At 65.3% G+C, this 17609-nt stretch carries 16 protein-coding genes; 6 read left to right on the top strand and 10 right to left on the bottom strand.

Annotation, left to right across the window (positions count from 1 at the left end):
- Nucleotides 1-387 precede the first annotated feature (387 nt).
- Complete coding sequence (locus QX039_RS15020) at nt 388-2121, top strand: ABC transporter permease subunit (RefSeq protein ID WP_315735052.1); 1734 nt, start codon at nt 388-390, stop codon at nt 2119-2121.
- A 15-nt stretch (nt 2122-2136) separates the two neighbouring features.
- Nucleotides 2137-3438: a nitrate/sulfonate/bicarbonate ABC transporter ATP-binding protein gene (locus QX039_RS15015; protein ID WP_315735054.1), complete on the top strand. Its 1302-nt coding sequence runs from the start codon at nt 2137-2139 to the stop codon at nt 3436-3438.
- Between the two features lie 11 nt (nt 3439-3449).
- Here QX039_RS15015 and QX039_RS15010 read toward each other — a convergent pair whose 3' ends face one another.
- From QX039_RS15010 to QX039_RS14985, 6 genes are all read right to left on the bottom strand, one after another.
- A complete protein-coding gene (locus tag QX039_RS15010; protein ID WP_315735056.1) occupies nt 3450-3767 on the bottom strand; it encodes a cupredoxin family copper-binding protein in 318 nt (105 codons plus the stop codon).
- A gap of 9 nt (nt 3768-3776) precedes the next feature.
- Nucleotides 3777-4298, bottom strand: coding sequence for a DUF4142 domain-containing protein (locus tag QX039_RS15005; protein ID WP_315735058.1), 522 nt, complete (start codon nt 4296-4298; stop codon nt 3777-3779).
- Nucleotides 4299-4394: 96 nt separating this feature from the next.
- Nucleotides 4395-5081 carry an RNA polymerase sigma factor gene (locus tag QX039_RS15000; RefSeq protein ID WP_315735060.1) on the bottom strand — a complete coding sequence of 229 codons (687 nt, stop codon included), beginning with the start codon at nt 5079-5081 and terminating at the stop codon, nt 4395-4397.
- An 81-nt stretch (nt 5082-5162) separates the two neighbouring features.
- A complete protein-coding gene (locus QX039_RS14995; protein WP_315773216.1) occupies nt 5163-6788 on the bottom strand; it encodes an FMN-binding glutamate synthase family protein in 1626 nt (541 codons plus the stop codon).
- A 217-nt stretch (nt 6789-7005) separates the two neighbouring features.
- Nucleotides 7006-8571: an acyl-CoA synthetase gene (locus QX039_RS14990; RefSeq protein WP_315773215.1), complete on the bottom strand. Its 1566-nt coding sequence runs from the start codon at nt 8569-8571 to the stop codon at nt 7006-7008.
- 210 nt (nt 8572-8781) lie between these two features.
- Nucleotides 8782-9555 carry a ferredoxin--NADP reductase gene (locus tag QX039_RS14985; protein ID WP_315735067.1) on the bottom strand — a complete coding sequence of 258 codons (774 nt, stop codon included), beginning with the start codon at nt 9553-9555 and terminating at the stop codon, nt 8782-8784.
- Between the two features lie 287 nt (nt 9556-9842).
- Here QX039_RS14985 and QX039_RS14980 point away from each other — a divergent pair, with 287 nt between their 5' ends.
- From QX039_RS14980 to QX039_RS14970, 3 genes are all read left to right on the top strand, one after another.
- Nucleotides 9843-10796, top strand: coding sequence for a RimK-like protein (locus QX039_RS14980; protein WP_315773213.1), 954 nt, complete (start codon nt 9843-9845; stop codon nt 10794-10796).
- Nucleotides 10797-10908: 112 nt separating this feature from the next.
- The gene (locus QX039_RS14975) at nt 10909-12048 is read left to right on the top strand and encodes an FAD-dependent monooxygenase (protein WP_315773211.1); all 1140 of its coding nucleotides are present in this window, start codon (nt 10909-10911) and stop codon (nt 12046-12048) included.
- Nucleotides 12045-13658 carry a benzoate-CoA ligase family protein gene (locus QX039_RS14970; RefSeq protein WP_315773210.1) on the top strand — a complete coding sequence of 538 codons (1614 nt, stop codon included), beginning with the start codon at nt 12045-12047 and terminating at the stop codon, nt 13656-13658. Before QX039_RS14975 ends, QX039_RS14970 begins: the two co-directional genes overlap by 4 nt.
- Before the next feature lie 38 nt (nt 13659-13696).
- On the opposite strand, the gene QX039_RS14965 is transcribed toward QX039_RS14970, so the two are convergent.
- Together QX039_RS14965 and maiA are read right to left on the bottom strand one after the other, a co-directional pair.
- Nucleotides 13697-14206: a MarR family transcriptional regulator gene (locus tag QX039_RS14965; protein ID WP_315735076.1), complete on the bottom strand. Its 510-nt coding sequence runs from the start codon at nt 14204-14206 to the stop codon at nt 13697-13699.
- Nucleotides 14196-14828, bottom strand: a complete 633-nt coding sequence (gene maiA, locus QX039_RS14960; protein WP_315773222.1) for a maleylacetoacetate isomerase — start codon at nt 14826-14828, stop codon at nt 14196-14198. The genes QX039_RS14965 and maiA overlap by 11 nt, the downstream gene beginning before the upstream one ends.
- A 100-nt stretch (nt 14829-14928) precedes the next feature.
- On the opposite strand from maiA, the gene gtdA reads away from it, so the two are divergent.
- Nucleotides 14929-15966, top strand: a complete 1038-nt coding sequence (gene gtdA, locus QX039_RS14955) for a gentisate 1,2-dioxygenase (RefSeq protein ID WP_315773209.1) — start codon at nt 14929-14931, stop codon at nt 15964-15966.
- Between the two features lie 10 nt (nt 15967-15976).
- Here the strand turns inward: gtdA and QX039_RS14950 are convergent, their stop codons facing one another.
- Both QX039_RS14950 and QX039_RS14945 read right to left on the bottom strand, forming a co-directional pair.
- Entirely contained in the window at nt 15977-16804 is an 828-nt protein-coding gene (locus QX039_RS14950) for an ABC transporter permease (protein WP_315735081.1), read from the bottom strand.
- A complete protein-coding gene (locus QX039_RS14945) occupies nt 16797-17570 on the bottom strand; it encodes an ABC transporter ATP-binding protein (protein ID WP_315735083.1) in 774 nt (257 codons plus the stop codon). Before QX039_RS14945 ends, QX039_RS14950 begins: the two co-directional genes overlap by 8 nt.
- Between the last annotated feature and the right edge of the window lie 39 nt (nt 17571-17609).

The following is a 17609-nucleotide window of genomic DNA, read 5'->3' as shown; positions in this document are numbered from 1 at the left end:
GTTCGGAAATCCAATCCTAACCCTTCTTGACCACCCGCCGCCCCATAGGATCTGTGGTACCTGCCGCCTGCATTTTTCTCGCAGGCGGGCCACGGGCCTCAGTCGAGGCCCGGCCTTCCCTGCGCCCTCACGCTCAACGAGGGCCGACGGACCAGCACACCCCGGACATCCGATGTCGCGGGAACGTGAAGACGCGGCCTGCGTATCCTTTGATAGGCCGGACCACGGGGCCGGATCCCGGCAGACGCCGCTTGAAATCAAACCATCACAGAGGGCACTTAGGGTGCGGATTTGGCCGGCAGCCCCGCCGGCGCGAACCAGCCCTCAGCGCCATGACAAGGAGACGTCCGGAGCCGTCGGCTGCGGACGACGAGACGAGACACGCGGATGATGCTTCAGGACCTCCGGACCACCGTGCTGCGCGACGCCGTCCGTCCCAACGTCTGGGACGTGGTCGCGCTGATCATCGTGGTCGGCGCAATGGTGCTGATCGTCTATGGCGGCGAGCAGACCACGCAGCCGCTGTCGGCGCTGGACGTGGTCCCGGTCTCGCTCGATCCGGCCAACCTGCCGCTCTACGCGCTGCGCACCACCTTGCGCATGCTGCTCGCAATCACCTGCTCGCTGGTGTTCACCTTCGTCTACGCCGCGCTGGCGGCCAAGAGCCGGCGCGCCGAGATCGTGCTGATCCCGCTGCTCGACATCCTGCAGTCGGTGCCGATCCTGGGCTTCCTGACGTTCACCGTCGTGTTCTTCATGAACCTGTTCCCCGGCAAGGTGCTCGGTGCCGAGCTCGCCTGCGTGTTCGCGATCTTCACCAGCCAGGCCTGGAACATGACCTTCAGCATGTACCAGTCGATGCGCAACGTGCCGAAGGATCTGGAGGACGCGACGCGCAGCTTCCACCTCTCCGGCTGGCAGCGCTTCTGGCGGCTCGACGTGCCCTTCGCGATGCCCGGCCTGATCTGGAATGCGATGATGTCGATGTCCGGCGGCTGGTTCTTCGTCGTGGCGTCGGAGGCGATCACCGTCGGCAACACCACGGTCACCCTGCCGGGCATCGGCTCCTACGTCGCACTCGCAATCCAGCAGAAGGATCTCACGGCAATTGCCGCCGCGCTGCTGACGATGCTGCTGGTGATCACCGCCTATGACCAGCTGCTATTCCGTCCGATCGTGGCCTGGGCCGACAAGTTCCGCTTCGAGCAGACCGCCTCCGGCAATCCGCCGACCTCCTGGATGCTCGATCTGTTCCGGCGCACCCGCGCGCTGCGCAGGCTGTCCGTGCCTTTCGCCGCGCTGAACCGCACCTTCTCGAACCTGCGGATCAACTGGCCGAACGCCTGGAGCGGCCCTGTCCGCCATGCGCCGCCCTCGCAGCTCGTCGACGGTCTCTGGCTTGCAGTGGTCGTCCTCGGCTGCGCCTATGCCGGTTGGAAGACTACCCTCTATCTCTCGGCGACCTTGGCACCGTCCGATGTCCTCAGCGCGATCGGCTACGGCCTGATCACGCTGGTGCGGGTGGTGGTGCTGATCGCGCTGGCGTCGCTGATCTGGGTCCCCGTCGGCGTCTGGATCGGGCTGCGGCCGAAGCTCGCCGAACGGATGCAGCCGCTGGCGCAATTCCTCGCCGCATTCCCGGCCAACCTCGCCTTCCCGGTGTTCGTCGTGCTGATCGTGCGCTACGGCCTCGACGCCAATGTCTGGCTGAGCCCGCTGATGATCCTGGGCACGCAGTGGTACATCCTGTTCAACGTCATCGCCGGCGCCAGCGCCTTCCCGACCGACCTGCGCGAGGCCGCCGCGAGCCTGCAGCTGACCGGCTGGCGCTGGTGGTTCAAGGTCGTGCTGCCCGGCGTCTTCCCCTACTACATCACCGGCGCCATCACCGCCTCCGGCGGCTCGTGGAACGCGGCGATTGTCGCCGAGGTCGCGAGTTGGGGCGATACCCATCTCACCGCGAGCGGCCTCGGCGCCTACATCGCCGCGGCCACGGAGCGTGGTGACTTCCCCCGCGTCGTGCTCGGCATTGCCGTGATGTGCATTCTCGTCACTCTGTTCAACCGGCTGCTGTGGCGGCCGCTCTACGCCTTCGGCGAACGCCGGCTGCGGCTGGGCTGACCGGGAGAATTTGTCATGCGCGACCAGGTCAAAGACACATCGCTGATCGAGATCAAGAGCTTGAGCCGGCTGTTTCCGAAGGGCAGCGGCGAGGATCTCGTGGTGCTCGAGAAGGTCGACCTCACGATCCGCGCCGGCGAGATCGTCGGCCTGCTCGGACGCTCCGGCTCCGGCAAATCGACCTTGCTGCGGATCATCGCCGGCCTGGTGTCACCCTCCTCCGGCGAAGCGCGCTGCCGCGGCGAGATCATCGCCGGCCCCCCGCGCGGCGTCGCCATGGTGTTTCAGTCGTTCGCGCTGTTTCCCTGGCTCACCGTGCTGCAGAACGTCGAGCTCGGCCTGGAGGCGCTCGGCATCGAGGCCGCTGAGCGGCGCAAGCGCGCGCTCGCGGCGATCGATCTGATCGGCCTCGACGGCTTCGAATCCGCTTTTCCCAAGGAGCTGTCGGGCGGCATGCGCCAGCGCGTCGGCTTCGCCCGCGCGCTGGTGGTGCATCCCGACCTCCTGCTGATGGACGAGCCGTTCTCGGCGCTGGACGTGCTGACCGCCGAAACACTCCGTACCGACCTCATCGATCTCTGGACCGACGGCCGGCTGCCGATCAAATCGGTGCTGATGGTAACGCACAACATCGAGGAGGCGGTGCTGATGTGCGACCGCATCCTGGTGTTCTCCTCCAATCCCGGCCGCGTCGCCGCCGAGTTCAAGGTCGACCTGCCGCATCCGCGCAACCGGCTCGATGCGGCGTTCCGCCAATTGGTCGACAGCCTCTACGCGCGCATGACGCAGCGGCCCGAGCCGAAGCTGCCGAGCACCGCGAGCGCCGGCGTCGGCATGGTGCTGAGCCACGTGTCCTCGAACTCGATCTCCGGCCTGGTCGAGACGCTTGCCGGCGAACCCTATAATGGGCATGCCGACTTGCCCGTGCTGGCGGGCCATCTGCAGCTCGAGGTCGACGAGATCTTTCCGTTGGCCGAGGCGCTGCAGCTCTTGCGCTTCGCCCAGCTCAGCGAAGGCGATCTGACCTTGACCGAGGCCGGACGGCGGTTCGCCCATCTCGATACCGACGAACGCAAGAAGCTGTTCGCGCAGCATTTGATGGAGAACGTGCCGCTGATGGGGCTGATCCGCCGCGTGCTCGACGACCGCCCCGCGCACGCAGCACCAGCGGCGCGCTTCCGCATCGAGCTCGAGGACTACATGTCCGAGCACTATGCCGACGAGACGCTGCACACCATCGTGTCATGGGGCCGCTATGCCGAGCTGTTCGCCTATGACGAGCAGTCCGAAACCTTCAGCCTGGAGAACCCGCATTGAGCCTTGCGGCGTCACGGCGCGATCGTGAGGGTCGCTTTCATGTTCGGGTGAAAGCGGCAGTAGTAGTCGAGCGTGCCCGCCTTCTTGAGGACCGAGCTCACCGTCTTGCTCGGCGGCAAAGTGACATCGAAGGCGCCATCCCGCGCCGTGGCCGTATGAGCCAGCGCATCCTTGTTGACCCATTCGACGGTGTCGCCGACCCTGGCCGAAACCACGGCCGGCGAAAACGCGAGCTTGTCTATCGTAATCCGGATCGTGGCCGCGCGCGCCGGAACGCTCACCGCGGCAAGCACGACCGCACTCAGGAAGGCGAGACGTCCCGACAGCATCGGCTGATCCTACTTCAGATCCGCCGCGACATGCTCGGCGTGCTGCTCGTGCCCCTGAAACAGCTTGAGGCCGGTCTGCAGCAGCTCCTTCAGCTCGGAATTGCTCGCCGACGGAATGAGCTGCGTTTCCAGCGCGCCATTCACCGTCTTGTGGTAGGCGACCTCGTTGGCGATGTAGGCCTTGTCGAACGCGGCGCCCTTGAGTTTGCCGAGTTCGTCGAGCTTCTCGCTCGCCTGCTTCGACAGCGCGCGGCTGGTGTCGTTGTCCTCAGGCGTGACCTTCAGCTTCTTGACGAGGGCGAGGGCCTGTTTGTTGACCGCCTCGTGGTCGCGCACCATGCCTTGGGCGAACTCCTTGACCTCCTTGCTGCTGGACTTGCCCAAGGCCTGCTTCGCCGCCTTGATGTCGATTTCACCGGCCGTGTAGGCGATATGGGCGATCTGCGGATCGTTGAGCTTGGCGCCCTGCGACAGCGCGACACTGCTCGTGAGGCAGAGCACGACGACCGTCGTGCCGATATGCTTGAACATGGCTCTCATCTCCTGTGCCGCCGGACCTCGTGGCCGGCGGATGAATGGCTGCACAGGGATTGGATGAAAAACGGGAGCCGACGTTCCCAAGAATCTTCAGCTCGGACGTGCCAGACGCTCAAGCACGGCATCCGTCAGCCGCTCGCAACGCGCACCAGCGAAGGGAAACGCGTCCATAAGGACGGGGCCGATCTCTTTTTCGACGTTCTCGCGCAACATGCCGCGGGCGCGATGCAGGCGCGTCTTGACGGTCTCGGGCTTCAACCCCAGCAAGTCCGCGGTCTCGTCGATGCTCATCTCCTCGATCACGCGGGCGATGAACACGAGGCGAAACGGCTCGGACAGTTCATCGATGGCCCGCTCGACGACGGCCTGGATCTGGCGCTGCGCCACAGACTTCTCCGGATCGCTCGACGTGGCGGGAAATTGGATCACCTCGGCCCCAGGTTTATTCTCTCGCTCCGCATCCAGTTGCAATGCCGGTCGCTGTCCGCGCAGCCGCCCCATCGCTTCGTTCATCGCGATGCGAACCAGCCACGTCGACAGGCTGGACTGGCCGCGAAACTCGTCCAGATGGGTGAGTGCGCGGACATAGGTTTCCTGCACGACGTCCTCCGCCTCGCTGTCGTTGCGCAGGATGCCGCGGGCGATCCGGAACAGGCGGCGGTTGTTGGCCTGCAGGATGGCCCGAATGGCCGCCTCGTCGCGGGCTTTTGCCCGTCGGATCAGGTCATCCTCGGCGGTCGTCGCCGCAGAGACTGTGGTCGCTATGGTCCAAGGCATTGTCGATCATCCCAACTGAGCACGCATGGCTTAGATGGAATTCGAGCCCGAAGGTTCCCAAAAAAGATTGCGCGAGACGCTTCACTGCACCGCCGCGAACGTATCAGGCCGCGCCAGCGCCCAGGCATCACGGAAGCGGATGTCCTGCGTACCCTCGAGCAGCTCACCCGGCCGCAGCGCCGGATAGAGTTTTGCGAAGGAGGAGACCTCGGTGGTCGACGTCCGCTGTGAGAAGTGGATGGGACGCAGGTCCTGCGGATGTTCCAGGCCGGCGGCAGCGAGCAGCTCGGCCAGCGCATGCAGGGTCGCATGATGATAGTTGTAGACGCGATCGATCTTGTGCGGAACGACCAGCGCGCGGGCGCGCGTCGGATCCTGCGTCGCAACGCCGGTCGGGCAGCGGTCGGTGTGGCAGCTCAAGGACTGGATGCAGCCGAGCGCGAACATGAACCCGCGCGCCGAGTTGCACCAGTCGGCCCCAATCGACATTGCGCGGGCCATGTCGAAGGCGGTGGCGATCTTGCCGGCGGCGCCGATCTTGATCCGGTCGCGGATGTTCATCCCAACCAGCGCGTTATGCACGAAGTTGACGCCCTCGCGCATCGGCATGCCCAGATGGTCCATGAACTCCAGCGGCGCCGCACCGGTGCCGCCTTCATTGCCGTCGACGACGATGAAGTCGGGATAGATGCCGGTCTCCTGCATCGCCTTGCAGATCGCCAGGAATTCCCAGGGATGGCCGATGCACAGCTTGAAGCCCGCGGGCTTGCCGCCCGACAGCCGGCGCATCTCGCCGATGAACTGCATCATGCCGATCGGCGTCGAGAACGCGCGGTGCGCCGCCGGCGAGATGCAGTCCTCGCCCATCGCGACGCCGCGGATCTTGGAGATCTCCTCGGACACTTTGGCAGCCGGCAGCACGCCGCCGTGGCCAGGCTTGGCGCCCTGGCTGATCTTGAGCTCGACCATCTTGATCTGCTCGGTGGCTGCGACCCGCGCGAACGCGTCGGCGTCGAACGTGCCGTCATGGCGGCGGCAGCCGAAATAGCCGGAGCCGATCTCCCAGATGATGTCGCCGCCCATCTCGGCATGGTACGGGCTGAAGCCGCCCTCGCCGGTGTCGTGCGCGAAGCCGCCGCGCTTGGCGCCACCGTTGAGCGCGCGCACCGCATTCGGGCTCAGCGCCCCGAAACTCATGGCCGAGATGTTGAACACCGAGGCCGAATAGGGCTTTGCACAATCGGGGCCGCCGATGGAGATGCGGTATTTTTCCTCCGCACGCGGCTTGGGCGATATCGAATGGTGCATCCATTCATAGCCCTCGCGGTAGACATCCTCCTGGGTGCCGAACGGGCGCTTGTCGAGCACCATCTTGGCGCGCTGATAGACCACCGCACGGGTGTCGCGCGAGAACGGCATGCCGTCCTTCTCGCTCTCGAAGAAATACTGCCGCATCTCCGGCCGCATCTCCTCGAGCAGGAAACGCAGATGCGCCGCGATCGGGTAGTTGCGCAACACCGCGTGGCTCTTCTGCATGAGATCGCGGACGCCGAGCAAGGTCAGCGCGCCGAAGATCAAGAGTGGGATGAGGACGAGATCGAAGATTTTGCGGTCGTAGATGCCGAGGATCAGCAGCAGGGCGGTCGCCGTGGCGCAGATCGTCAGCACGATGAAGCGCGGCGAAAACGGGAGCAGCAGCGTATCCATGGGGAGGCCTCGAGGCGGCTCGTGGAAGGTCTGGTGTCACCATACTACGCGTATCGCGAAGCAATCGTTACACAAGCGCGCGCAATCGGCCATCGATGATATCACAACGTCGATAGCCGCCTTCTGTCGACAGCCGCGCTGCGAGATCGAGCCGCAGCGCCGGGCCGGCCTCCGAGACTCCCGGCGCCGATATGCACTGTTCGAAGACGGCAGCCGCTTACCCCTGCGCGAACAACCCCGAATGCGCCTCGCGCAGCTGCCGCTTCAGCAGCTTGCCGCTGGGGTTCTTGGGCAGCGCATCGACGAACACGATCCGCTTCGGCGTCTTGAAGGTGGCGAGACGGCTCGAGGCCTGCTTCAGCACCGCCTCCTCGGTCAGCTCGCAGCCGGACTTGACCACGACCATTGCGACGACCGCCTCAACCCAGCGCGGATGCGGCAGGCCGACGACGGCGACCTCGGACACTTCGGGGATCAAATAGAGCGCCTCCTCGACCTCGCGGCTGGCGACGTTCTCACCACCGGTCTTAATCATGTCCTTCTTGCGATCGACGATGGTGATGTAGCCCTCCTCGTCGATGGTCGCGAGATCGCCGGAGTGAAACCAGTCGCCCTGGAAGGCGGCGGCGGTGCGCTCATCGTCGTGGAAATAGCCGAGCATCAGATGCGGCGAGCGATGCACGACCTCGCCGACCTGGCCCGGCGCGACGTCGTTCATGTCGTCATCGACGACGCGGGTCTCGACATTGAGCACGGCGCGGCCGCAACTGCCCGGCTTGCGCAACTGATCATCGGGTCCCAACATCGTCGCCAACGGCGCGATCTCGGTCTGGCCGTACAGATTCCACAGCCGCACCTTGGGCAGCCGCTGCGCCAGCTCGCGCAGCACCTCGACCGGCATGATCGAGGCGCCGTAATAGCCCTTGCGCAAAGTCGACACGTCGGTGGTCTCGAACAGCGGCGAGCGCAGGATCGAGATCCACACCGTCGGCGGCGCGAAGAACGAGGTGATGCGATATTTCGCGATCAGCGGCAGCAGATTATCGGGCGTCGGAAACGCCGTGATGATGTTGGTGGCGCCGACATAGATCGACGGTCCGAAGAACACGTCGAGCTGGGCGCAATGATAGAGCGGCAGCGCGTGCAAGGTGACGTCCTCGGCCGCGATGCCGGCGTCGACGATGCAGCTGACATACTGCCAGATCACGGCATCATGGGTCAGCATTGCGCCCTTCGGCAGCGACTCCGTGCCCGAGGTGTAGACGATCTGCGCCACATCGCTGCCTGCAATCTCGACCGCGGGCACTTGCGCCGTCGAGGCCGCAAGCTCGGCAAAATCGATCATGTCGCCCTGCCGTTCGCTCGCGCCCTCCGACGGCAGCCAGATCAGCTGCTCGACCGCCGGCACCAGTGCCTTGGCGGCGCGCGCCACGCCGGCGAAGCCGCTGTCGGTCGCGAGCAGCCGCGCCCCGGCGTGCTTGAGGATGTAGGCGACCTCCTCCGGCTTCAGCATGAAGTTGATCGGCACCAGCACGGCGCCGAGCCGCGCCAGCGCGAAGCGCAGGGCGGCAAAGGCATGCGAGTTGCGCGCGAGGATCGCGACGCGCTCGCCCTTGCCGACCCCCTGGGCGGCGAGGCCGGCCGCGAGGCGGTCGACGATGGCGTTGAACTCGGCGTAGGTCCAGCTGATCTCGCCGCAGATCACGGCCGTCTTGGTCGGTGTCCGCGCCGCGCTCCGCCGCAGGAGATCACCGAGCGTCTGTCGCCGTACGATGGAATCCATGCTCATCCCCTCTGTCATCACGGGGATGGCCGCCACGCGGGCAATCCAAGTCCCCTCCCTGTTTCGCGCCGGACGTCTGAAGGCCCGGTCTTGGCGCCGAAAATCGCACGGCCGCTCGGACGCGCGCAAGGAGGATATTGCCAACGAAAAGAGCGCCCCGATTGCGTCGAGGCGCTCTTTCAGAAAAGTCGCAAACGAAGGGTCGGCGGCTCAGCGCTCGACGAAGGCCTTCTCGATCACGAAGTGTCCGGGCTGGTTGCCGCTGCCTTCGAGGAAGCCTCGCGACTCGAACATGGTCTTGAGCTCCTCCAGCATCGCCGGGCTGCCGCACATCATGATGCGGTCCTTGGCGATGTCGAGCTCATGCTGGCCGATATCGTTGAAGAGCTGCTGCGACGAGATCAGGTCGGTGATGCGGCCGCGGTTACGGAACGGCTCGCGGGTGACGGTCGGATAATACTGCAGCTTGCCGTCGAGCAGCGGCCCGAACAGCTCATCCTCGCGCAGCTTCGCGACGACGCTCTCGCCATAGGCGAGCTCGGCGACCTGGCGGCAGCCATGGACCAGCACGATGCTCTCGAACCGCTCGTAGACGTCGGGGTCCTTGATCAGGCTGGCGAACGGGGCAAGGCCGGTGCCGGTCGACAGCAACAGCAGCCGGCTGCCGGGCAGCAAATTGTCGGGGATCAGCGTGCCGGTCGCCTTGCGGCCGACCAGGATGGTGTCGCCTTCCTTGATCTGCTGCAGCCGGGAGGTCAGCGGACCGTCCTGCACCTTGATGCTGAAGAACTCGAGTTCCTCCTCGTGATTGGCGCTGGCCATGCTGTAGGCACGCAGCAGCGGGCGGCCCTCGACCTCGAGGCCGATCATCGCGAACTGACCATTTTGGAAGCGGAAGCCCGCATCGCGGGTGGCTCGGAAGGAGAACAGGGTGTCCGTCCAGTGGTGAACGGAAAGAACTTTCTCTTTATAGAACGCGCTCATGTCGTTTGTTTTTTCACGTGGGCTGAAGTTGGAAGAAACAAGTCGTGACGGAGGCAGGACCGCAAAAACCCTATAGATCCAGCGATTTCGGCGCCTGATGTACGTGAAAACAGCGAATAATCAACCCGCATGGACGCACCATTGATCACGATCAAATGCATGCCGGCTGATGCCCGGATTCGCCTCGATCGGCCGTTCGTTCGTACACAAACGATAAGGGTAATTTACTTGCCGAGATTCCGATTTTCCAGCACTTTAATTCCGCATCCTGGCCCAATCCTTGAGCAATGATTAACCATCCGCAGACCCAGCTCGCCGCCATCACCCGCTACTGCGTCGAACGAGGCATCGCGCTCGACGTGCGGGAGGACGGCTGGCTGCTGGTGCTCGAGGATGCCAACCGGCGTCACCTGATCTTCGGCTATGATCTCGGCCTGAACAGTGCGGTGGCGCACAGACTGGCCTGTGACAAAGCGGCGACCTCGGCGCTGCTGAGAGCCGACGGGATTGCCGCGGTTCCACACGCGTTCTTTCTTGCTCCGGCCCTTAGCGGCCAGCCCGGGCAGACGGCCGAGGCCGCGCTGGCGCTGCTGGAAACGTATCCGCGCGGGCTGGTGGTCAAGCCCAACGAGGGTACCTCTGGACGGATGGTGGTCCGCGTCACGGGAAAGGATGAACTGCTGCACGCAGCGAACCGCATCTTCGGGACCGGCGCGAACGTTGCGATCGCACCGCTCATGGACATCGTTGACGAAGTCCGTGTCGTGCAGCTCGATGACGCGTCCATGATCGTCTACCGCAAGCAGCGCCCCACCGTGACCGGCGACGGCGTGCAGCCGCTGCTCGATCTCGCGCTGTCGGCGACTCCGGCCACGGGGCACGCACAGCTCCTGCGGCGCCTCGATGCGGAATTCGACGCGCCGGCCTTGCGCGCGATCGTGCCGCACGGCGAGCAGCGCCTGCTGAGCTGGCGGCACAATCTCGAGTTCGGAGCTCACCCCGAGCTGCTCGAACCAGGCGCGCAGCGGGACCTCTGTGCCGCACTCGCCACCGCGGCGGCACGCGTCATCGGCATCCGCTACGCATCGGTCGACCTCGTGCTGGCCGATGGACGCTGGCAGGTGCTCGAAATCAATTCGGGCGTGAAGATGGAGGCGCTCGGCCGGCATGCGCCGGAGCTGGTCGAAAGCACCTATATCGCCGCACTCGACGCGATCTTTGGCAGAAGCCCGTCGGGGTGACCTGCGGCCGCCGGCTCGATCTTCAGCAATAAGATTTCCCTGGCCTCGATCGAAATGAGGGATTAGTCTCCGATCCAAACTAAACAGTATACTGTCAATGTGGAGGACGCCCTTGCGCATCGCCGTGCTCGGCGGCGGCCCTGGCGGGCTGTATTTCGCCTATCTCTTCAAGAAGCGGCACCCCGCCGCCGTGGTCGATCTGTTCGAGCAGAACCCGGCCGGGGCGACCTGGGGCTTTGGCGTCGTGTTCTCCGACCAGGCGCTCGAATTCCTGCGTGCCGACGATCCCGACACCGTGGATGCGATCGCGCCGTGCATGGAGAGCTGGCGCAACATCACGCTCAATCTGCGTGGCGAGAACGTCGAGATCGACGGCGTCGGCTTCTCTGCGATCGGCCGGCTCGAACTCTTGAAGCTGCTGCAGGCGCGCACCGAAAGCGTCGGCGTCGTGGCCCGTTACGGCACGATCATCCAGTCGCTGGATCAGCTCGCAGGCTACGACCTCATCGTCGCTGCCGACGGACTGAACTCGCTGGTTCGCCGCAGCTTCGAAGGCGATTTCGGCTTCTCCGTCTCCTACTCCAGCAACAAGTTCGCCTGGTACGGCACGTCGAAGACCTTTGCCACGCTGTCGCAGACCTTCGTCGCGACCGACCGCGGCAGCTTCAACGCGCACCATTATCGCTATGCGCCGGACATGAGCACGTTCCTGGTGGAATGCGATCGCGCCACGTGGCACGCCTATGGCTTCGCCGAGATGTCGGTCGACGAATCCCGGCGCGTCTGCGAGCAGGTGTTCGCCGCCACGCTCGACGGTCGCGCGCTGGTCTCCAACCGGTCGGTGTGGCGCAATTTTCCCTGGGTCTGGAATGAGCACTGGTGGCACCGGAACATGGTGTTGATCGGCGACGCGCTGCATACCGCCCACTTCTCGATCGGCTCCGGGACGCGGCTGGCGATCGAGGATGCGATCGCGCTCGCCAAGGCGCTCGATGCGGAGACCAGCCTCTCGGACGGCCTCGCCCGCTATCAGGCCGAGCGGCAGCCGATCGTGAAGAAGCTGGTGGCGGCGGCCCGGACCAGCGCCGAGTGGTACGAGTCCTTCCCGGCGCACATGACGCTCGGCCTGATGGATTTTGCCTACAGCTATATCACCCGGTCCGGCCGCATCGACGACACGCGGCTGCGAGCCATGGCCCCGCAGTTCATGGCCCGCTACGAGGCATCTCGGAACACGGGAGCACGCGTATGACGCGAGAGATCGCCGACCACGTTCCGCGCGACAGCGCCGGCGCGCGTGAGATCGGCTTCGCGATTCCCGCCCGCTTCAATGCCGGCCGCGTGCTGTTCGACAATCTCGCAAAGGGCAACGCGGACAAGCCCGCGCTGATCGGCCCGGCCGGTCAGCGCAGCTATGCCGAGCTGTGTGCCGAGGCCTGCCGCTGGGGTAACGGTTTCACCTCGCTCGGGCTCAGCCGCGGCGACCGTGTCCTGCTGTTCCTCGACGACACGCCGGCCTATCCGGCTGCGTTCTTCGGCGCGGTACGCGCCGGCTTCGTGCCGCTGCTGATCAACACATTGACGCCGCCGGATTTGCTGCAATTCTATCTCGCTGATTCCGGCGCCAAGGTCGCGGTCGCCGATGCCGAGTTTGCCGCACGATTCGACGCGCAGGCCTGCGCCGAGACCGCGCTGCGCACACTGGTCGTCGTCAATGGCGCGGCGCCGGCTACCGCCGCCGCAACGACGGTCGCGGTCGATGCGTGGCTGCCAGGCTTCGCCGATCAGCTGCCAGAGGCCGACACGCACCGCGATGAGATGGCGTTCTGGATGTATTCGTCCGGCTCGACCGGACGTCCCAAGGGCATCGTCCATCTGCAGCATGACATGGCCTATAGCGAGCAGGCGTTCGCCCGCAACGTGCTGCGGCTCAAGCCGGACGACGTCTGCTTCTCGGTGCCCAAGATCTTCTTCGCCTACGGCTTCGGAAATGCGATCACCTTTCCATTCTCGGCCGGAGCGACGACGCTGCTGCTGCCGGGCCAGCCGAAGCCCGCCGCCATCTTCGATGCGATCGGCCGCTTCCGTCCGACCGTGTTCTTCGGCCTGCCGACGCTCTACACCGCGCTCACCAAGGCTGAGGGTGCGAAGGAGGCGGACTTCTCGTCATTGCGGCTCGCGGTCTCCGCGGCCGAGGTGCTCTCGGCCGAGGTCTTCAACGGCTGGAAGAGCCTGACCGGCCTGGAGATCGTCGAAGGTCTCGGCTCGACCGAGGTTCTTCACGTCTATCTCTCGAACCGCGAGGACCGCAAGAAGCTCGGCGCCGCCGGACTGCGCGTTCCCGGCTACGAGATCGCGCTGCGCGACGGCGAAGGACGCGAGGTCGCCACCGGCGAAGAGGGCATTCTCTGGGTACGCGGCGACTCCAACACGCCGCTCTACTGGAACCGTCTGGACAAGACCGCGGAGACGATCCGCGACGACGGCTGGATCTACACCGGCGACCGCTTCGTGCGGGATGCCGACGGCTTCCATTTCTTCCGCGGCCGCGCCGACGACCTGGTCAAGATCTCCGGCCAATGGGTCTATCCGCTCGAGGTCGAGCTCTGCCTCGCCGAGCATCCCGATATCAGGGAATGCGCCGTGTTCGCGCATGAGCTATCGGATCGGCGGATGAGCCTGAAGGCCGTGGTGGTGACCAATGGCCGATCGCACGACGCGTCGGCAATGACGAAGGCGCTGCAGGACTACGTAAAGGCGAAGCTGCTGCCTTACAAATATCCGCGTGAGATCGTCTTCATCGAAGAATTACCGAAAACGGGCACCGGCAAGATCGACCGTCAGGCGGTGATGCGGCTGTGAGCCTATGCCTTCCGCCCGACAACCGCGGACTTCCGCGATCAGCCGGTCTTGCCGAGATGCTCAAGCGCATCCTCGGCACGCAGCGGCACCCGCGAGACCTCGTTGTTGAGATCGACGAGCTGCGCCAGCAACGCCATCAGCATCTTGCGATCCGCGGCCTTCAGCGGCGCCAGCATGCGGGCCTGGGCGCGATCGACCGCGGGCATGATCGCTCGGAGCAGCGCGCCACCTGTCCTGGTCAGATAGAGCAGCTTGACGCGCTTGTCCTCGGCCGACGGCCTGCGCTCGATATGACCCTTGCTCTCCAGCCGCTCGATCACGCTGCCGAGCGTCGAACGGTCGAAGGCGATCACCGCCGACAACCTGGTGGCATCGATGCCCGGGTGCGTCTGGATCGCGACCAGCGCCGCATATTGCACCGGCGTCAGGTCGAACTCCCGGCACTCCTCGACGAAGATCGACACCGCAATCTGCTGCATCCGCCGGAACAGATAGCCCGGCTTGGTGTAGACTGCGTCCATCGTGATGTCGGGCGGCCTACTCGGCATCGGGCTGACGCTCCGGAGCAGCATCGGCGAAAGCCGGCAACGCCTTCGCCGCGGCTTCGGCCTGCAGCAGGCGCGGGAACGCTGCGACATCGACGCCGAAGCGGCGTGCATTGCCAAGCTGCGGCACCAGGCAGAGATCGGCCAAGGTTGGCGTCGCGCCGAAGCAGAATGGGCCAGGCTTATGCCTGATCAGCGCTTCGCACGCAGCGAGCCCCTCGCGGTTGGCCCAGCCGGCCCAAGCCGTGACCTTGTCCTCGGGCAGGCCGAGCTCACGCAGCCGCGCCAGCACCTTCAGGTTCTGCACCGGATGGGTGTCGCAGGCGAGCACCTGCGCGAAGGCACGGACCTGGGCGCGGCGCAACGGATCCTTCGGCAGCAGCGGCGGCTCGGGATGGGTCTCATCGAGCCATTCGATGATCGCAAGCGACTGGATCAACGCGGCGCCGCTGTCGTCCTCGAGGGTCGGGACGAAGCCCTGCGGGTTGAGCGCGAGATAGTCGGGCGCGCGCTGCTCGCCCTTGCGGAGATGATGCGGCAGATGCTCGGCCGTGAGACCCTTGAGATTGAGCGCGATCCTCACGCGATAGGATGCGCTGCTGCGGAAATAGCCGTGCAGCTTCATCATGGCAGTCCTCCCGAATTGATAGCTCTGGTCGCAATTGACGGTAGCGGGATTGACAGTATACTGTCAATCAATAACGACATCTGATCGGGAGGCGCGCATGGCCGCAGTTTCGACCCCGGAACGCGAGGCGTTCTACAAGAAGATCGACGGCGAAAACATGACGGCGCTGTGGACCGTGATGAGCGATCTCATCACTCCCGAGCCGAAGAGCGCCTGCCGTCCGCATCTTTGGCAGTTCGCGGCGATACGCGACTACATGGTCGAGGCCGGGCGTCTGATCACGGCGAAGGAGGCCGAGCGGCGGGTCCTGATCCTGGAGAATCCGGGCCTGCGTGGGCAGTCCAAGATCACCACCTCGCTCTATGCCGGCATTCAGATGGTGATCCCCGGCGACGTTGCACCCGCCCATCGGCACAGCCAGTCCGCATTGCGCTTCGTGCTGGAAGGCAAGGGAGCCTTCACGACCGTCGAGGGCGAGCGCACCCTGATGAAGCCGGGCGACTTCATCATCACGCCGTCGATGACCTGGCACGATCACGGCAACGAGACCTCCGAGCCGATGTTCTGGCTCGATGGCCTCGACATTCCCCTGGTGCAGTTCCTCGACGCCTCCTTCGCGCAAGGCGCGCAGGAGGATCAGCAGAAGGTCGCACGCCCCTCAGGCGACAGCTTCGCCCGCTATGGCCACAACCTGCTGCCGGTCGACGCCAAGCGCAGATCGCGGACGTCGCCGATCTTCAACTATCCCTATTCCTACACGCGGGAGGCGCTGGAGAGCGCCAAGCGAAGCGAGGAATGGGATGCGTGCCACGGGCTGAAGCTGAAATTCTCCAATCCGGAGACCGGTGATTTCGCGATGCCGACGATCGGCACCTTCATCCAGCTGCTGCCGAAGGGCTTCAAGACTGCGCGCTATCGCTCGACCGACGCGACCGTGTTCACCGCGATCGAAGGCAAGGGCCGCAGCCGCATCGGCGACCAGACCTTCGAATGGGGACCGCGCGATCTGTTCGTCGTTCCGAGCTGGCAATGGGTCAGCCATGAGCCGGACGAGGATGCCGTGCTGTTCTCGTTCTCGGATCGCCCGGTGCAGGAGAAGCTCGACCTGTTCCGGGAGGATCGCGGCAACACCTGACACCGCCGGATCAGCGCCAGCGCAGGAGCCGCGCTTCGAGCATGCTGATCAGCCGGCCGACGGCGAGACCGAACAGCGACAGGATCAGGATCCCCGCCATCAGCTGATCGGTCTGCATCAGATTACCGGCCTGCAGTACGAAGGTGCCGATGCCGGTCTCGGCGCCGATCATCTCCGCCGAGACCACCAGCATCAGCGCCACCGACGCGGTGATGCGGAAACCGGCGAGGATCGACGGCAGCGCCCCGGGCCAGATCACGCGGCGGACGATGGTCGGGAACGGCACGTCGAAGCTCTGCGCCATGCGGATCAGGTTGCGCGGCACCGCATCGACGCCGCTATAGACCGAGATCGTGGTCGAGAAGAACACGCCGAGCGCGATCGTCGCGATCTTCGGCTGCTCGCCGATGCCGAGCCAAAGAATCAGCAGCGGCAGCACGGCGATCTTCGGAATCGGAAACAGCGCCGAGACGAAAGTGATGCCGATGCTGCGCGCAATGCGCCACAGGCCGATCGAGAAGCCGACGACGATGCCGGTGGCGGTGCCGAGCGCCCAGCCGGATACGATGCGCACGAACGAGGCCGAGACATGCTGCCAGAGCGCGCCACTTTCGGCCAATCGATACAGGGCACGCAGGATCATCAGCGGCGTCGGCAGGAACAAGGGATTGACCAGGGCGAAGCTGCCGATCAGTTGCCACAGACCGAGAGCCGCCGCGAGCGCGAGCCAGCCGGCCCAGCGGTTTGCGGCCGGCGTGAAGCCGCCGCCCCGGAACGGCACCTTCCGGGCCTGCGTGCCGACCACCTCAGGCGGTTCGGCCGGGGAGCGCTCAAGCATTCTGAACCTCGCGCTCGGCATCGATTGCCTCGGTCCGGATCAGCCCCCAGAGCTCGTTCTGCAGGTCCAGCAGTTGCGCGCGTACTCCGGCATCGCCGCGGCTGCGCCGCGTCGCCGGGACGCTGACGACCTTCCGGATGCGGCCAGGACGACGCGACAGCACGACGATGCGGTCGGCGAGCCGCACTGCCTCCTCGAGATTATGCGTAACATAGACCGCGCCCATGGTGCCGTCGGCGAGCAGATCGACGAAGTCCTCCATCAGCAGCTCGCGGGTCTGCGAGTCGAGCGCCGACAACGGCTCATCCATCAGCAGGATCGCCGGGCGGACCGCCAGCGCCCGGGCAATGCCGACCCGCTGGCGCATGCCGCCCGACAACTGCTTGGGATAGACGGTCCGGAAGTCTGCCAGCCCGGTCCGCTGCAACGCATCGTCGACGGCGGCGGCGCGCTGCTGCGCCGACAGAGATGTATGGAGGAGCGGAAAGGCAACATTGTCGGCGACGCTTGCCCACGGCAGCAGCGCGAAGTCCTGGAACACGAACGTCAGGGGATTGAGGCTGCCGGGCGGCGGGGCTCCGCGCAGCAGCGCCTGACCTTTGCTCGGCTGCAACAACCCTCCGAGGATCGCCAGCAGCGTGCTCTTGCCGCAGCCGGACGGCCCAACGACGGCGACCACCTCGCCGGCTCCGACCGTGAATGATACGCCATCGAGCACTTCGAGCGCGTCGAAACGATGGCTGATGGTCTCGGCGATCAGGTCCATGTCAGGCGATCCCGCTGCAGTTCCGCGCTGCGCCCGCCT

Origin of the sequence: Bradyrhizobium sp. SZCCHNR1043, from assembly GCF_032489675.1 — a bacterium.
Lineage (GTDB): Bacteria > Pseudomonadota > Alphaproteobacteria > Rhizobiales > Xanthobacteraceae > Bradyrhizobium.
Note: the sequence above shows the minus strand (reverse complement) of the source record. Positions and strands in the feature narration are given on the sequence as shown.

Coding starts and splice junctions, on each gene's coding strand:
- gtdA (WP_315773209.1), top strand. CDS start 14,929: ATGGCCGCAGTTTCGACCCCGGAACGCGAGGCGTTCTACAAGAAGATC.
- QX039_RS15000 (WP_315735060.1), bottom strand. CDS start 5,081: ATGCCTTGGACCATAGCGACCACAGTCTCTGCGGCGACGACCGCCGAG.
- QX039_RS14980 (WP_315773213.1), top strand. CDS start 9,843: ATGATTAACCATCCGCAGACCCAGCTCGCCGCCATCACCCGCTACTGC.
- QX039_RS15015 (WP_315735054.1), top strand. CDS start 2,137: ATGCGCGACCAGGTCAAAGACACATCGCTGATCGAGATCAAGAGCTTG.
- QX039_RS15005 (WP_315735058.1), bottom strand. CDS start 4,298: ATGTTCAAGCATATCGGCACGACGGTCGTCGTGCTCTGCCTCACGAGC.
- QX039_RS15010 (WP_315735056.1), bottom strand. CDS start 3,767: ATGCTGTCGGGACGTCTCGCCTTCCTGAGTGCGGTCGTGCTTGCCGCG.
- QX039_RS14995 (WP_315773216.1), bottom strand. CDS start 6,788: ATGGATACGCTGCTGCTCCCGTTTTCGCCGCGCTTCATCGTGCTGACG.
- QX039_RS14970 (WP_315773210.1), top strand. CDS start 12,045: ATGACGCGAGAGATCGCCGACCACGTTCCGCGCGACAGCGCCGGCGCG.
- QX039_RS14945 (WP_315735083.1), bottom strand. CDS start 17,570: ATGGACCTGATCGCCGAGACCATCAGCCATCGTTTCGACGCGCTCGAA.
- QX039_RS14990 (WP_315773215.1), bottom strand. CDS start 8,571: ATGGATTCCATCGTACGGCGACAGACGCTCGGTGATCTCCTGCGGCGG.
- QX039_RS14950 (WP_315735081.1), bottom strand. CDS start 16,804: ATGCTTGAGCGCTCCCCGGCCGAACCGCCTGAGGTGGTCGGCACGCAG.
- QX039_RS15020 (WP_315735052.1), top strand. CDS start 388: ATGATGCTTCAGGACCTCCGGACCACCGTGCTGCGCGACGCCGTCCGT.
- maiA (WP_315773222.1), bottom strand. CDS start 14,828: ATGAAGCTGCACGGCTATTTCCGCAGCAGCGCATCCTATCGCGTGAGG.
- QX039_RS14965 (WP_315735076.1), bottom strand. CDS start 14,206: ATGCCGAGTAGGCCGCCCGACATCACGATGGACGCAGTCTACACCAAG.
- QX039_RS14985 (WP_315735067.1), bottom strand. CDS start 9,555: ATGAGCGCGTTCTATAAAGAGAAAGTTCTTTCCGTTCACCACTGGACG.